This window comes from Bradyrhizobium sp. CCGUVB4N (genome assembly GCF_024199945.1).
GTDB lineage: Bacteria > Pseudomonadota > Alphaproteobacteria > Rhizobiales > Xanthobacteraceae > Bradyrhizobium.
The window spans coordinates 7,814,109-7,828,077 of sequence record NZ_JANADP010000001.1 but is presented as its reverse complement, the minus strand read 5'-3'; the positions used below and the strand labels follow the sequence as shown (position 1 = coordinate 7,828,077).

General features: G+C 62.6%; 15 protein-coding genes. 11 read left to right on the top strand and 4 right to left on the bottom strand.

Annotated features, from left to right (window positions below; translation table 11 throughout):
* From NLM31_RS36435 to NLM31_RS36425, 3 genes are read left to right on the top strand one after another with little or no spacing between them, the layout of a single operon-like run.
* The gene (locus NLM31_RS36435) at positions 1 to 1,110 is read left to right on the top strand and encodes a microcin C ABC transporter permease YejB (protein ID WP_254134061.1); all 1,110 of its coding nucleotides are present in this window, start codon (positions 1 to 3) and stop codon (positions 1,108 to 1,110) included.
* Positions 1,110 to 2,288, top strand: coding sequence for an ABC transporter permease (locus NLM31_RS36430; protein WP_254134060.1), 1,179 nt, complete (start codon positions 1,110 to 1,112; stop codon positions 2,286 to 2,288). The genes NLM31_RS36435 and NLM31_RS36430 overlap by 1 nt, the downstream gene beginning before the upstream one ends.
* Before the next feature lie 7 nt (positions 2,289 to 2,295).
* A complete protein-coding gene (locus tag NLM31_RS36425) occupies positions 2,296 to 3,933 on the top strand; it encodes an ABC transporter ATP-binding protein (RefSeq protein WP_254134059.1) in 1,638 nt (545 codons plus the stop codon).
* Positions 3,934 to 4,020: 87 nt separating this feature from the next.
* On the opposite strand, the gene NLM31_RS36420 is transcribed toward NLM31_RS36425, so the two are convergent.
* On the bottom strand, positions 4,021 to 4,917 hold the full coding sequence (locus NLM31_RS36420) for a LysR family transcriptional regulator (protein ID WP_254134058.1): 897 nt from the start codon (positions 4,915 to 4,917) through the stop codon (positions 4,021 to 4,023).
* A 120-nt stretch (positions 4,918 to 5,037) separates the two neighbouring features.
* Here NLM31_RS36420 and NLM31_RS36415 point away from each other — a divergent pair, with 120 nt between their 5' ends.
* The 5 genes from NLM31_RS36415 (at position 5,038) to NLM31_RS36395 (ending at position 8,077) form a co-directional block, all read left to right on the top strand.
* Positions 5,038 to 5,976: an MBL fold metallo-hydrolase gene (locus tag NLM31_RS36415; RefSeq protein WP_254134057.1), complete on the top strand. Its 939-nt coding sequence runs from the start codon at positions 5,038 to 5,040 to the stop codon at positions 5,974 to 5,976.
* A gap of 140 nt (positions 5,977 to 6,116) precedes the next feature.
* Complete coding sequence (locus NLM31_RS36410; protein WP_254134056.1) at positions 6,117 to 6,308, top strand: hypothetical protein; 192 nt, start codon at positions 6,117 to 6,119, stop codon at positions 6,306 to 6,308.
* Between the two features lie 209 nt (positions 6,309 to 6,517).
* Positions 6,518 to 6,772: a hypothetical protein gene (locus tag NLM31_RS36405; RefSeq protein ID WP_254195344.1), complete on the top strand. Its 255-nt coding sequence runs from the start codon at positions 6,518 to 6,520 to the stop codon at positions 6,770 to 6,772.
* Positions 6,773 to 7,491: 719 nt separating this feature from the next.
* Entirely contained in the window at positions 7,492 to 7,686 is a 195-nt protein-coding gene (locus tag NLM31_RS36400; RefSeq protein ID WP_254195343.1) for a hypothetical protein, read from the top strand.
* A gap of 31 nt (positions 7,687 to 7,717) precedes the next feature.
* Positions 7,718 to 8,077 (top strand): hypothetical protein, encoded by a 360-nt coding sequence (locus NLM31_RS36395; RefSeq protein WP_254195342.1) that lies wholly within the window; start codon positions 7,718 to 7,720, stop codon positions 8,075 to 8,077.
* A gap of 93 nt (positions 8,078 to 8,170) precedes the next feature.
* Here NLM31_RS36395 and NLM31_RS36390 read toward each other — a convergent pair whose 3' ends face one another.
* The 3 genes from NLM31_RS36390 to NLM31_RS36380 all read right to left on the bottom strand — a co-directional run bounded on the left by NLM31_RS36390 (position 8,171) and on the right by NLM31_RS36380 (position 10,894).
* Positions 8,171 to 8,554 (bottom strand): universal stress protein, encoded by a 384-nt coding sequence (locus NLM31_RS36390; protein WP_254134052.1) that lies wholly within the window; start codon positions 8,552 to 8,554, stop codon positions 8,171 to 8,173.
* 131 nt (positions 8,555 to 8,685) lie between these two features.
* A complete protein-coding gene (locus NLM31_RS36385) occupies positions 8,686 to 9,528 on the bottom strand; it encodes a C40 family peptidase (protein WP_254134051.1) in 843 nt (280 codons plus the stop codon).
* Positions 9,521 to 10,894: a M17 family metallopeptidase gene (locus NLM31_RS36380; RefSeq protein ID WP_254195341.1), complete on the bottom strand. Its 1,374-nt coding sequence runs from the start codon at positions 10,892 to 10,894 to the stop codon at positions 9,521 to 9,523. The genes NLM31_RS36385 and NLM31_RS36380 overlap by 8 nt, the downstream gene beginning before the upstream one ends.
* Positions 10,895 to 11,085: 191 nt before the next feature.
* On the opposite strand from NLM31_RS36380, the gene NLM31_RS36375 reads away from it, so the two are divergent.
* The 3 genes from NLM31_RS36375 to NLM31_RS36365 all read left to right on the top strand — a co-directional run bounded on the left by NLM31_RS36375 (position 11,086) and on the right by NLM31_RS36365 (position 13,957).
* The gene (locus NLM31_RS36375; RefSeq protein ID WP_254134049.1) at positions 11,086 to 11,289 is read left to right on the top strand and encodes a hypothetical protein; all 204 of its coding nucleotides are present in this window, start codon (positions 11,086 to 11,088) and stop codon (positions 11,287 to 11,289) included.
* Positions 11,290 to 11,564: 275 nt separating this feature from the next.
* The gene (locus NLM31_RS36370; RefSeq protein WP_254195340.1) at positions 11,565 to 13,073 is read left to right on the top strand and encodes a metallophosphoesterase; all 1,509 of its coding nucleotides are present in this window, start codon (positions 11,565 to 11,567) and stop codon (positions 13,071 to 13,073) included.
* Positions 13,074 to 13,144: 71 nt separating this feature from the next.
* Entirely contained in the window at positions 13,145 to 13,957 is an 813-nt protein-coding gene (locus NLM31_RS36365) for a tetratricopeptide repeat protein (RefSeq protein WP_254195339.1), read from the top strand.
* Positions 13,958 to 13,969 lie beyond the last annotated feature (12 nt).

Here is a 13,969-nt window from a genome sequence, read left to right as displayed (position 1 = left end):
ATGAGCGCCTATATCGCCCGCCGTATCCTTCTGATGATCCCGACATTGCTCGGAATCATGTTCGTCTCCTTCGTCGTCGTGCAGTTCGCGCCGGGCGGCCCGGTCGAGCGCGTGATCGCGCAGTTGTCGGGCGCCGACACCGGCGGCACCTCGCGTATTTCCGGCGGTGGCGACTTTGCGCAGCGCGCGCCGGGTCAGCTCGGCGCCGGCGGCGACGCCATCAACTCGAAATATCGGGGAGCACAGGGTCTCGATCCGGACTTCATCAAGAAACTGGAGAAGCAATTCGGCTTCGACAAGCCCGCACCTGAGCGCTTCGCGCTGATGGTCTGGAATTTCTCCCGCTTCGATTTCGGCAACAGCTATTTTCGCGACGTCAGCGTGCTCCAGCTGGTCAAGGAAAAGCTGCCGGTCTCGATCTCGCTCGGCATCTGGCTGACGCTCCTGACCTACCTGATCTCGATTCCGCTCGGTATCCGCAAGGCGGTGAAGGACGGAACGCGCTTCGACACCTGGACGTCGACCGTGCTCGTGCTCGGCTATGCGATTCCCGGCTTCCTGTTCGCGATCCTCCTCATCATCCTGTTTGCGGGCGGCTCGTTCTTCAACTGGTTCCCGCTGCGCGGATTGACGTCGGACGGCTGGTCGCAATTTCCCTGGTACTGGAAGATCATCGATTACTTCTGGCATTTGACGCTGCCCTTGATCGCCATGGGGTTAGGGGCGTTCACGACCATGACGTTCCTGACGAAGAACTCGTTCCTCGACGAGATTCGCAAGCAATATGTGATGACCGCCCGCGCGAAGGGCTGCAGCGAGAACCGGGTGCTTTATGGCCACGTGTTCCGCAATGCGATGCTGATCGTCATCGCGGGCTTTCCCTCCACCTTCATTCACGCCTTCTTCTCGGGCTCGCTTCTGATCGAGACCATCTTTTCGCTGGACGGGCTGGGGCTGCTCAGCTTCGAGAGCGTTCTCAACCGTGACTACCCGGTCGTGTTCGGCACGCTCTTCATCTTTTCGCTGGTGGGCCTCGTGGTCAATCTCATCTCTGACCTAGCCTATATGTGGGTCGATCCGCGGATCGATTTCGAGGCGCGGGAGGTCTGATGACGCTGACCGCTCCGACCCCGATCGAGACCACCGCGAAGTCGCCGCTCGGTGACGCCGTGCCGATCACGCGCAAGCCGTTCGCGCCGTCGCCGCTCAACAGGCGGCGCTGGCAGAACTTCAAGGCGAACCGGCGCGGCTATTGGTCGTTCTGGATCTTCATGATTCTGTTCGTCGTGTCGCTGTTCGCCGAGCTGATCGCCAATGATCGGCCGTTCATGATCAAATATGACGGCCATCTCTATTGGCCGGCCTTCGTCACCTATTCGGAGACGACGTTTGGCGGCGACTTCGAGACGGCGGCGGATTATCGCGATCCCTATCTGCAGAAGCTGATCAAGGACAAGGGCGGCAGCATCGTCTGGCCGCTGATCCGCTATTCCTACGACACCCACAACCTCGATCTGCCGACACCCGCCCCGTCGCCGCCGACCTGGATGCTGACGGAAGCGCAATGCAAGCCGGTGGTCGAGAAGAAGGGCCTCAAAAGCTGCCGCGATCTCGAATATAACTGGCTCGGAACCGACGATCAGGGCCGCGATGTGGTGGCGCGGTTGATCTACGGCTTCCGCATCTCCGTGCTGTTCGGCCTGTGCCTGACCATTGTCTCGTCAGTCGTCGGCATCGCGGCGGGCGCGGTGCAGGGCTATTTCGGCGGCTGGGTCGACCTGTTCTTCCAGCGTTTCATCGAGATATGGACCGCAATCCCGTCGCTCTATCTGCTGCTCATCCTGTCCTCGGTGCTCGTGCCCGGATTCTTCGTGCTGCTCGGGATCCTGCTGTTGTTTTCCTGGGTGTCGCTGGTCGGGCTCGTGCGCGCGGAGTTCCTGCGCGGGCGCAATTTCGAGTACATCCAGGCGGCGCGGGCACTCGGCGTGTCGAACGCCACGATCATGTTCAAGCATTTGCTGCCGAATGCGATGGTCGCGACAATGACGTTCCTGCCGTTCATCGTATCGTCCTCGGTCATGACGCTCACGGCCCTCGACTTTCTCGGCTTCGGGTTGCCGCCCGGCTCGCCGTCGCTCGGCGAGCTGCTGTCCCAGGGCAAATCCAACGTTCAGGCGCCATGGCTCGGCTTCTCCGGCTTCTTCTCGGTCGCGATCATGCTGTCGCTCCTGATCTTCATCGGCGAAGCCGTGCGCGACGCTTTCGATCCGCGCAAGGCGTTCAAGTGAGGGCGTGATGGACGCGATCAACCAGCCTTTGCTTGCGGTACGCGATCTCTCGGTGGCCTTCCACCAGGGCGGCGCCACGACGCTTGCGGTCGACAAGGTCTCGTTCCAGATCAAGCGCGGCGAATGCGTCGCGCTGGTCGGAGAGTCCGGTTCCGGCAAGTCGGTCAGCGCGCTCTCGATCCTGAAACTTTTGCCCTATCCCAGCGCCTCGCATCCCTCCGGCAGCATCCGCTTCAAGGGGCAGGAGCTGATCGACCAGTCCGAGCAGCAGATGCGGGAGATCAGAGGCAGCGACATCTCCATCATCTTCCAAGAGCCGATGACCTCGCTCAATCCGCTGCACACGATCGAGGCGCAGATCGGCGAGATCATTCAGCTGCATAATCCGACCAGCAACGCGCAGGCGCGCAAGCGGACGCTCGAGCTGCTGACGCAGGTCGGCATTCCCGAGCCGGAGACGCGGCTGAAGAGCTATCCGCATCAGCTCTCCGGTGGCCAGCGCCAGCGCGTGATGATCGCGATGGCACTCGCCAACGAGCCGGATTTGCTGATCGCGGATGAGCCGACCACGGCGCTCGACGTCACCGTGCAGGCGCAGATCCTGGCGCTGCTCGCCGAGATCCGTTCGCGGCTCGGCATGAGCCTGCTCTTCATCACCCATGATCTCGGCATCGTGCGCCGCATCGCCGACACCGTCTGCGTCATGAAGGGCGGCGAGATCGTCGAGCAGGGGCCGGTCGAGCAGGTGTTCAGGACACCAAGACATCCCTATACGCGCGATCTGCTCGCGGCCGAGCCGAAGCCGGATCCGGCACCGCCGCAGCCGGATGCGCCGGTGGTGATGGCGGCCGATGATCTCAAGGTGTGGTTTCCGATCAAGCGCGGCCTGATGCGCAAGACGGTCGGGCACATCAAGGCCGTCGACGGCGTCAGCGTCGCCGTGCGCAAGGGCGAGACGCTCGGTGTCGTGGGCGAGTCCGGTTCAGGCAAGACCACGCTGGGGCTCGCGCTGCTGCGGCTGATCTCGTCGAACGGGCGGATCGTGTTCCTGGGCAAGGACATCCAGGGTTTGCGTTTCAAGGAGATGCGGCCCTTCCGGCGCGACATGCAGATCGTGTTCCAGGATCCGTTCGGCTCGCTCAGCCCGCGCATGTCGGTCGACGACATCATCGCCGAAGGCCTTTCGGTGCATCAGCCCAAGCTATCGCGCGACGAGCGCGAGGCGCGGGTCGTCAAGGCGCTGGAGGATGTCGGGCTGAAGCCGGATACCCGCTTTCGCTACCCGCATGAATTCTCCGGCGGCCAGCGCCAGCGCATCAGCATCGCGCGCGCGGTGGTGCTGGAGCCGGATTTCGTCGTGCTGGACGAACCGACCAGCGCGCTCGACATGCTCATCCAGGCGCAGATGGTCGACCTGCTGCGCGAATTGCAGCGCAGGCGCGATCTCACCTACATGTTCATCTCGCACGATCTGCGCGTCGTCGCCTCGCTCGCAAGCCATCTCATCGTGATGCGCGGCGGCAAGGTGGTCGAGGAAGGCCAGGCCGCGGAGCTGTTCAAGAATCCGAAGACGGATTACACCCGCGCCCTGTTCGCGGCCGCGTTCCGGCTCGAGACGGCCGGCAACGGCTCGGTCGCGACATAGGACCTGTAGGATGGGTAGAGCGAAGCGAAACCCATCATTCTAACGGCGCGGCCACAAGGCGATGGGTTTCGCTTCGCTCTACCCATCCTACGAGCTGCCTTGGCTCTTCCTCAGATCAGCAAACTCTTGCCGGAGCAGGTCCACCACCGTTCTGACCTTCGGGAGATCCACCATGCGTTTATGGCAGATGATCGAGATGGCTGCGCGGAGCGACGTTGGAAGGACGAGCTTTAGCTCGACGAGTTCGCCCGGTCGTTTGATCCGATGGGAGGTCTTGAGAAGGATCATTGCGCCGACCCCGGCGTGGCAAGCCGCGACTTGAACGCTGTAATCGTCAGACGTGAAAGCGGGACGAAAGTCCGGGATCCTGGCAGCGAACTCCGGATTCGGGCTCACCATCTCGAGCTCTCCTGCCCATGCGATCCAGTGGAGGTCGCGGAAGTCGTATCTCGCGGGAAGTCTCCGGGCGTAGTCTCTGCTCGCATACGCGCCGATCGGAATAGCGACTTCGTCGACTGTGATGAGATCAGGATCATCAGATGGATATCTCCTGAGCGCGATGTCGGCCTCGCCGCGTGCGAGGTTCAAGCGTTCGGTGCCAGCCAAAACTTCGAGAGTGATCTGCGGATGCTTCCTCTTGAGCTTTTCCGCGATCGGAGGCAGGAAATCAAAGGCAAATGCCGGTACGGCCGCGATGCGCACGCGGCCGCTTACGGCTGAGTTCTTCGCGTCGACTGCGCGATTTGCTTCCGTCGCCCATTGCGCCATGCCCTGGGCTGCGGGAAGCAACCTGGCTCCGGTTTTCGTCAAGGCGATGCCCTGGTTCTTGCGAATGAAAAGGGGCTCGCCGAGCGCGTACTCCATCTCCGCGATCCTCCGGCTCAAAGTGGGTTGACTCGCCTTGAGGCGGCGCGCGGCGCCACTGAGGCTGCCGGCGTCGGCGACGGCGAGAAAGATCCGCAGATCGTCCCATTGCAGGTCCACGTTCGCTCCTCGGCTTTGTCCCAGGCCCATTCAATTATGGATGGCGACATAGGAATTTAGGCGATTGCCATTCTAGCAGCCCAAGGCGAAAGCGGTAGCAGAAACGAGGAAAAACCGATCATGCTCCGCAAGTCAGGACTCTCTTTTATTGGCGCCCTTGCCATCGTCGCGCTTTCCGGGTGCGCCCAGAGCTCCCATCCGACGAAGTCTGCCGGCCTTGGCAAGCCGATCAGCTCGGCGGCCATGGAGGCTCTCATCGATCAGCCGGGACCGATCGAACTCAAGACGGTCGTCAGCGCGGATTGGGTCGCCGATCTATCGGGGCTGCTCAATCTGAAGGACTCCCAAGCCGTCCAGGCGGGGCTCAAGGACCACGAGGAGCCGATCCAGATCTATGCGCATCTCCTGCGGCATCCGACGCAGGGGTTCTACATGGTCGACACCGGCGTTTCGAAGCGGCTTGTCGAGGACCCCAAGAGTCTGGGCGTCGGATGGGTGGTGCGGAACTTCGCAAAGCTCGACAAGATGCAAGTCCGGCAAGACTCCTTGTCGATCATCAAATCGGAAGGGACTCCCCTCAAAGGGGTACTGATGACTCATCTTCATCTCGATCATATCTCCGGGATGCCCGACATTCCAAAAGATGTGCCGTTTTATACGGGGCCTGGAGAGGCCGAGGAAAAGAAGCTGGAGAACTTCTTTGTCGAGGGGATGGAAGACGCCTTCTTTGAGGGGCGGCCAGCGATTCAGGAATTTCAGTTCACCAAGGATCCGGACGGCAAGTTCGAAGGGGTGATCGATGTCTTCGGTGATGGCTCGTTGTTCGCAATCCCGACTCCAGGACACACGGCGGGCCATCTTTCCTATCTCGCCCGCACTCCGGAAGGTCCGGTGCTCCTCACTGGCGACGCTTGCCACACCCGTTGGGGCTGGGAGCACGGAGTCGAACCTGGCAGCTACACGTTCGACCGCGAAGAGGAACGGAAGAGCTTGCTCGCGTTGAAGGCCCTGAGTGAACGTCATCCGCGGATGATTGTGAAGCTGGGTCATCAGCCCTGAGCTACGAGTCTTTCGCGGCTCGTCGGCTGGAGTGGCGACCTGATCCCAGCGTGATCGCAATCACGGCAATGGTGCGATCTTTGCCGCATCCTGTGTGGGTAGTCGCGGGGCAGTCTCGCGGCAGCGACAGGAGGACTGAGATGACATTGACTGGAGTCGAAGCGCAGGTGAAGCGTGAGCTATCGGCAGGCGAACTCGAGCAGGTCGCCGGCGGCAGCGTATTTGGCCATCCCGGCTGGATCAACGAACCGCATCTGCCGGTGCGTGTCGAGAACCCGCCCCAATTGGGTGGCGGTGGTCTGCTGAAAAATCCGCAGCTACGCCTGTTCTAAGGAAACGGAAAGTGGGATGGGTGGAGCTGACGATGGCTCTCGTAGAGCTCCGCCCATCTCAAGAGATACAGATGGAGCCGCTTGATCGCGGCGACTTCATTGCCGGCCTGCCTGATCGGCGCAAGGATGATGGCTTCGCAAGGGTTTAAACCATCCGACGAGCGATCATTTTCGGCTGTTCAATCAAAGTTTATCTTTCGGCCGCGTGAATGATTGACATGCGCACTATAACGCATGGCCATATGTTCATCTTGTTGCAGCTCTGGATCATGATTGGAGCGTTGGCCCTCGTACGGGAGGCTGGCAAGTTAATTCGCGAAGAAAGGCAGATAGCCAACCCGGATCGTTCCTACTATCGTCGCAGCGACAGCGACCTTTTTAAGCTGATCTTGTATTTCATCCTCTGGTTTTCGACGGGGCTTGGGCTGTACGTCCTTTTGCTTCATCTTGCCGGCAGCATCTAAGGACGACTTCCGCCTTCCGGCCCATTGCTGACCTGTCGTACCGTCCGCCGATTAGCAATACCGGTAGGATGGGCGGAGCGAAGCGAAACCCATCATTCTAACGGCTCGGCGGCAAAGCGAGCGGTCGTCAAGCTAATGGCTGGTCTTCTTCATGCAAACTGGCTCACTGTTGGGGACACTCTTGCAATCCCAATCCGGGCCGAAGCCAGATGCCTGATGAACGGACGGATATCGAACAAGAATGACAGCGCAGACACATATCAGAGCTACGGCAAAAAGGACGACGAAGACGTCACTGCGCGTGAACTGCCACCTGAGCCATCTCATCGTTCGTTCCAAGGGTATGTACTGATGTCACCACTAGCCTCGCCTCCCTAACGGTTCGTTCAACCAAATTCGGAGAAATTGAGCAATTGGGGCGATTCTCGGCGTGTGGCGTTCGGGGCAGTCGGGCCACGTACCTGATGATCCGTCCGCCATGTCGCCTGTTGGCCCAAAGCAAACATGGGCTACGGCGGCTTCAGTACCTGTAGGATGGGTAGAGCGCAGCGAAACCCATCGCTTTGCGGCCGAGCCGTTAGATTGATGGGTTTCGCTTCGCTCTACCCATCCTACGAGCTGATCCCAGCGTGATCGCGATCACGGCAATGGTGCGATCACCGTGGCATCCTGTGCAAGTAGTCGCGGGGCAGTCTCGCGACCGCGACAGGAGTACAGGGATGAGGTTTATTGCGATCGACGCGGAGGTGAAGCGCGAGCTATCCGCAGTCGAACTCGACGGAGTCGTCGGTGGTTCGGCATCGAGGGGAGGCCCCGGTAGCGTCTACGAACCGCCCCCGCCGCTGCGCGTCGAGAACCCGCCGCTTTTGGGCGGCGGTGGTCTGTTGAAAAATCCGCATATGCGTCTGTTCTGAGGAACGGGCGGTGAGATGGGTGGAGCGACTGATGGATGTCGCTGTGCTCTGCCCATCCTGCGATACCGGAGGCGCGGAGAAATATAACACGCTTGTGTTGTCTCCCATTGAACGCCGATTGGCGCGATCTGACGTACTTCTTATGAAGCTCGCGGATTTCGTCTCTGAGCTGGATATGTTGGACGACGTCGTTGGGCCTCTGGGAGCTTACTTTATTGGCGAGATGATCCTGTGGGTTATCTACGGGGTCATCTGGTTGGTCGGCGCTTCTTTGTACCTTTTGGTGCGCGACTACCCCGGCTTCATAGCAGCGGCCGCAATTTCGTGTGGGGTTCTTGTTCTTGTGCTGGTTGCGTGGCGAGTGCTCAAGACGGACGTCAAAGTCCTGTAGGATGGGTAGAGCGCAGTGAAACCCATCGCTTTGCGGTCGCGCCGTTGGAACGATGGGTTTCGCTGCGCTCTGCCCATCCTACGAGCTTCATGTTCACCGGCAGACCAGCACGGGGATTTTCGCGTAGGTCAGCACCTTGTTTGTCACGCTGCCGATGAGAAGCGTCGAAAGACCGCTGCGGCCATGCCACGACATGACGATGAGATCGCAGCCCTTGGCATCGGCCGCTGCGACGATGGCTTGGTCAGGCTGACCGTGCTCCACCTGAATTGTCTCGCAGGATACGCCGGCCTCCCGGGCCGCTATTTCCGCGTGATCCAGCACGCTCGCATAATCGCCGGTGATGGCAAGCAACGGTTCCACGACATAGATGAGAGATACCTTCGCGCCCTCGGATTTGGCCAACGCCAATCCATGCGCAACCCCGCGCTGTGCCAGCTCGGAGCCATCTGTCGGAATGAGAATATGCCGATACATGCCAACCTTCCGATCTCCCGGACGCATCTCCGGTTTGTGAAGGTAAGCTGGGTCCGCATTTCGGACGGAGCTTGAGATAGATCAATCTATCGCTTGCACCGGGTACGGAACGGCAGCTTTTTTTGGCGCGGCTACAGCCGCTTGATCGCGACGACTTCGCTGCCGGCTGCCTTGATCCGTGCGATCGCCAGTGCGATTGGCTCGATCACCGTAGCCATGTGATGCGCATTGGCGTGAACCATCGTGTCGGCACCGCGGACGATGGCGACATGGCCCTTCCAGAAAATCAGATCGCCGCGCAGCAAACTGTTCCGCTCGTGCGGCTCCAGTGTGCGGCCGAGCCCGGCCTGCTGCATGTCGCTGTCGCGCGGGCAGCCGGTGCCGGCTGATGTCAGCGAGACCTGGACGAGGCCGGAGCAGTCGATGCCCAAACTGCTCTTGCCGCCCCAGAGATAGGGCGTGCCGACGAAGCGCTCGGCGACCGCAACGAAGTCCTGTTCGCGATGGTCGAGCGGCGCGAGATGGGTTTTTGGCAGGAATGTCCCCTCGCGTGTGACGGCAAAATTTCCGTCCTCGCGCGCGATCGTGAGCCTTGATCCCAGCACCAGCGTGTCGACCGGCGGCAGCTTGATCGAGGGACCGGGAAAGGCGAGCGTCCGTAGCGCGCTGACCTTGTGCGTCGGATCGGCCGCTGGCTTCATCAGGGCAGCGTCCGGCAGCCAGCCGACATAGCCGTCGCCACCGAGCTGGCCCCAGGCCCAGCCTTCGCCGTTGCGGTCGTAGACCGTGACCCGCTCGCCGCGCAGCGCCTCCGTCATCAGCATCGCGTTCGAGGAGGCTTGCTCGCGCACCGGCGCGATGGGGGCGACCACCTCGAATTCGTCGCCCGCGACGAAGCGATCGGCCTTCACCTTGCCTTCGAGGTATTTCGCTGCGAGGTCGCCGCGCGCCGGTGTCAATCGCGGATCATGCATAGCGCTCGCTCAGCACCTTGTAGATGGCGCGGGCGGCCTGGCATTCGCCGCCCTCGGGGCGCGCCGGCTTGGCCGACGGCGTCCAGCCATAAATATCCACGTGAAGCCAGCTTTGGGCTTGCTCGACGAAACGTTGCAGGAACAGCGCGCAGGTGATCGAGCCGGCAAAGCCGCCGGACGGTGCGTTGGTGATGGTGGCGGTCTTGGAGTCCAGCCAGGCATCGTAAGGCGGCCACAGCGGCATGCGCCACAACGGATCGTTCTCCTTCGCCGCGCAGCGCGCGACGTCGGCGGCCAGCGTCTCATCATTGGTGTAAAAGGGCGGTAAATCCGGTCCCAGCGCGACCCGCGCTGCACCGGTCAGGGTGCCCAGATCGATCAGCAGCTCAGGCTTCTCCTCGTCGGCCAGCGCCAGCGCGTCGGCAAGCACCAGCCGGCCTTCCGCGTCGGTATTGCCGATCTCGACGGTGATGCCCTTGCGGGAGGTGAAGATGTCGAGCGGGCGGAAGGCATTGCCGGAGACCGCGTTCTCGACGGCCGGAATCAGCACGCGCAGCCGCACCTTCAGCTTCGCATCCATCACCATGCGCGCCAGCGCCAGCACGTTGGCGGCGCCGCCCATGTCCTTCTTCATGATCAGCATGCCGCTCGACGGCTTCAGATCGAGCCCGCCGGTATCGAAGCAGACGCCTTTGCCGATCAGCGTCACCTTGGGATGGCCGGAATCCCCCCAGCCGATGTCGATCAGCCGCGGCGCACGGCTGGAGGCCATGCCGACCGCATGGATCAGCGGGAAGCTTGTCTCCAGCTCCTCGCCGATGGTGCAGGCGTAGCTTGCGCCGAACTCAGCGGCGAGCTCTTGCGCGGCCGCGGCCAGCTCCTCCGGCCCCATGTCGTTGGATGGCGCGTTTATGAGATCGCGCGCCAGCATCGCGGCATCCGCCATGCGGTTGATCTCGGCGGGGTCGACGCCGTCGGGCGGCACCAGTCGGACGTCGGGGCGGTCCGCCTTGCGGTAACGGGCGAAGCGGTAGCAGCCAAGTGCGAAGGCGAGCGCCGCCAGCCGCGTATCGTGCGGTGCATTGGCAAAGCGATAGGTGCCCGGCGGCAGCAGGCCCGGCAATGCGCCCGGCCGGAACCGATCGCGCGATCTGGCACCGTCGTCCTCGAGCCCGAACAGCACTTGCGCGATCGTTCCGTCGGGCGCGGGCAGCGCGAGATAGCCGCCCGGTTTGGCGGCAAAGGCGCTCGCGGTGGCGAACTGGCGTTGCGCCGGCGGCAGCGTTTCGCGCACGGCATCCCAGCTCGATTTGGTGACGAAGGTGATCGGGGTGGCAGTCGTGGACGTCTCGAAGACGGAAGGCATTGGCGGGTCCGCAAGGTCATTCGGGTGGAGGAGACTTCGCAGAGTTTTGCGGTGGCTGCAATCGGCTTTGCTGTCACCGCTCAGTGAGCCGCTACTCGCAGAGCAGCAGCCATGCTAGGTTCCGGCGGCGGTTGCCAGGTTGCGCAGAGAACGCCGGTGACCGAAGACGAAGCGTGCCGGGAGGACGTGCAATGGAATTTGTGTGGGGCGTGATCACATTCATCGGCCAGGCCGTCGAGGCTGTCTTTGGCTATGTCGAGCATCACCACTGGGTCTTCGCGTTCCTCGCCGGCGGCTACGTCTTCTATCTCCATGACCGTTCGATTCATGCGCGGTTCGATGCGCTCGACAAGCGCATCGACGAAATCCGCAAGCGTCTCGCCATTGAATATTGATCGTGCCAGCGAAACAATCGGCTGATTGCGCGCGTATCTCGTTTGAGAACTGCCGTTCACGAGCGCAGTGCCGCAGGGCTTTACTAGCGCCGCGGTTGTGGCATTATTGCTCGATATTTTTAGATTGTGTCGCGCGCGACTGCACGTATCGAGCGCAGCAGCGCCGCTTGAATCCGGGTTGATGCCGATCCGGGTTGATACCTGGCTGCACTCTTCGTCGACGGCAATCCTCTCAATCGTTTGGGCGACGCAGCATTCGCAAGGAGCGGCGCAACATGGATAGATCGTTTGTCATTGTGCAGATTTCCGACCTGCATCTGGACGGGTCCGGCCGGCTGCTTGCGACGATCGAGGCCCTTGCCGAAGCGTTGCGCGAGCGGATGGCGGATTTCTCGGATGTGCCCGATCGCATCCTGCTGATCACAGGCGATATCGTGAACGACCCGACGCCGCGCGCGCTCGACGAAGCGCTCGCGGTCATCGCGTCCTTCCGGCAGACCGGCCTGTTCACCGACATCCAGGCGGTCGCCGGCAATCACGACGTCAAGCGTCCCAGTCAGCGCGGCGGCCGGCACGATGCCTACGACTATCTGCACCTGCCGCGCACCTCGAAGAGCGTCTATTACCGCCAGGCCGGTCTCGATCTGGTGCTGCTCGATTCCAACAGGGCAAGCCTGACGACGCTTGCCAGCGGCAACTTCGATGAGCGGGCCTATCACGCGTTGGTGGCGCAATCGGCCCGGCTGAGCGTCGAGCTCGCGGGCAGCATGGGCTCGGCCGGACGCGCGGATTATTCCGAGCCCATGGAAAATCTGGTGCGCGTGCTGGCGTTGCATCATCATCCGCTGCCGCAGGCGACCGGCGAGGGCAAGCGGTTTCTCGGCGTCCCCGATGAGCCGCTGATGTATCTGGCCGCCCCCGCGACCTTTCTCGAAGCCGCCACCTCGCTCAACGTCAATCTGGTGCTGCACGGGCACCGGCATGTCGAGGGGCTCACCCGCTATTCGATCCCCGACCCGCGTGCGCCCTTGAGCGGGGCTGAGGATTTCTGGCGCACGATCTATCTGCTCTCCTGCCCGTCCTCCACCGGGCAGGGCGGCGACGACGCCGGCTTCAACATCATCCATTTTGGCGCGGCCTCCGACGCCGCGCGGCCCGAGTACTGCTTCGCAATCGCCCGCTATTCGCGGCCACGCAATGATGGCGCCTTCAGGCCGCTCGACTCGAATCTGCCGGATGGCGTCGTCAGGCTTCCGGTGGGGCGAGATCTGTCGCGCGATCCCGCTGTCCAGTCCGTGATCGAGATCGCCTCATGCGCATCGCTGAAGCGGGACCAGGTCCTGGCGCTGGCCCATCGGCTGCTGTCGCGTCGCGCCTTCTACGACGACGGTGGACAGGATTGGGCGGACATCCTCTACACCTATCTCGTCACCTCCCATGCCTGGGCAGATCTCTCCGGCAGGTTCGCGAAGTCGGCCCAGAGGTCCGACCTCGCGGCGCTGGCAGACGTGAAGCGGCTGCTCCATCAGTTGATCGGACAATGCGCCGACACGCTCGGCATCGAGCGCGCCGCGCTCGACGAGCTCCGCGCCGACCGCCTGGTCAATCGCGACGACCTCGCGCGGCAGTGGCCGACGCTGCCGCGCGAGGCTGCCGACATCGCGCCGAGGACGCAGCAGCGACTGCAATTGCTGCGCGACCTGAACGACCAGGTGAAGCTGCTCGGCCTCGATCTGGGCCTGAGCGGCGAGATGCCGCCACAAGGCGGGGACCTTCCTCGTTAACCGGCCATTAGGGTTAACAGTCTATTGCTGACGCGTTCAGCTCGATCAATCGGCTCGAGAGTCAAAGCGTCATGCGTCAATGGTTCCGTCCTGCCCGGCTTCTTGCCTCCGCCTCGCTGATTGCGCTCGCGGCCGCGAGCCTCGGCGGCTGCACGGCAATGTCAAAGCTCTCGGATGTGACCGGCTCGATCGGCCCGAAGGCGGAGGCCGCCCCGGCCGATCCGGCGCGCGCCATGGAGGCCTATAGCGAGCGCTATCGCGCCAACCCCAAGGATCCCGACGCGGCGCTGGCCTACGGCCAGGCCCTGCGCGCCAACGGGCAGCGTGCCCAGGCCGCCGCCGTGCTCGAACAGGCGACCATCGCCAATCCCGGCAACAAGCCGCTGCTTGCCCAATATGGCCGCGCGCTCGCCGACACCGGTAATTTCCAGCAGGCCTTCGACGTGCTGTCGAAGGCGCATTCGCCCGACAATCCGGACTGGCGCCTGCTCTCGGTGCAGGGCACGGCGCTCGACCAGATGGGCCGTCACGAAGAGGCGCGCAGCTATTATGCGAGTGCGCTCAAGATTGCGCCCGGCGATCCCGGCGTGCTCTCCAATCTCGGCCTGTCCTACATGCTCACGAAGGAGCTGCCGAAAGCCGAGGAAGCGCTGCGGCAGGCCTACGCCTCGCCGCATGCGAGCGCCCGGGTGCGGCAGAATCTCGCGCTGGTGGTCGGCCTGCAGGGACGCTTCGCGGAAGCGGAGACCATCGTGAAGGCGGACCTGCCGCCGGACCAGGCGGCGGCCAATGTCGCCTATCTCAAGGAAATGCTGAACCGCAATGATGGTTCGCGCGGCGCGCCGAAGCGGACGCCGGTCGCCTCGCTCAGCCAGCCCGACTGATCCGCCGCCCTC

Bases quoted from the DNA above. Each gene is read 5' to 3' on its own strand.
- NLM31_RS36430 (WP_254134060.1), top strand. From the start codon at position 1,110: ATGACGCTGACCGCTCCGACCCCGATCGAGACCACCGCGAAGTCGCCG.
- NLM31_RS36390 (WP_254134052.1), bottom strand. From the start codon at position 8,554: ATGTATCGGCATATTCTCATTCCGACAGATGGCTCCGAGCTGGCACAG.
- NLM31_RS36405 (WP_254195344.1), top strand. From the start codon at position 6,518: ATGATTGACATGCGCACTATAACGCATGGCCATATGTTCATCTTGTTG.
- NLM31_RS36435 (WP_254134061.1), top strand. From the start codon at position 1: ATGAGCGCCTATATCGCCCGCCGTATCCTTCTGATGATCCCGACATTG.
- NLM31_RS36380 (WP_254195341.1), bottom strand. From the start codon at position 10,894: ATGCCTTCCGTCTTCGAGACGTCCACGACTGCCACCCCGATCACCTTC.
- NLM31_RS36395 (WP_254195342.1), top strand. From the start codon at position 7,718: ATGGATGTCGCTGTGCTCTGCCCATCCTGCGATACCGGAGGCGCGGAG.
- NLM31_RS36400 (WP_254195343.1), top strand. From the start codon at position 7,492: ATGAGGTTTATTGCGATCGACGCGGAGGTGAAGCGCGAGCTATCCGCA.
- NLM31_RS36365 (WP_254195339.1), top strand. From the start codon at position 13,145: ATGCGTCAATGGTTCCGTCCTGCCCGGCTTCTTGCCTCCGCCTCGCTG.
- NLM31_RS36415 (WP_254134057.1), top strand. From the start codon at position 5,038: ATGCTCCGCAAGTCAGGACTCTCTTTTATTGGCGCCCTTGCCATCGTC.
- NLM31_RS36385 (WP_254134051.1), bottom strand. From the start codon at position 9,528: ATGCATGATCCGCGATTGACACCGGCGCGCGGCGACCTCGCAGCGAAA.
- NLM31_RS36425 (WP_254134059.1), top strand. From the start codon at position 2,296: ATGGACGCGATCAACCAGCCTTTGCTTGCGGTACGCGATCTCTCGGTG.
- NLM31_RS36370 (WP_254195340.1), top strand. From the start codon at position 11,565: ATGGATAGATCGTTTGTCATTGTGCAGATTTCCGACCTGCATCTGGAC.
- NLM31_RS36410 (WP_254134056.1), top strand. From the start codon at position 6,117: ATGACATTGACTGGAGTCGAAGCGCAGGTGAAGCGTGAGCTATCGGCA.
- NLM31_RS36375 (WP_254134049.1), top strand. From the start codon at position 11,086: ATGGAATTTGTGTGGGGCGTGATCACATTCATCGGCCAGGCCGTCGAG.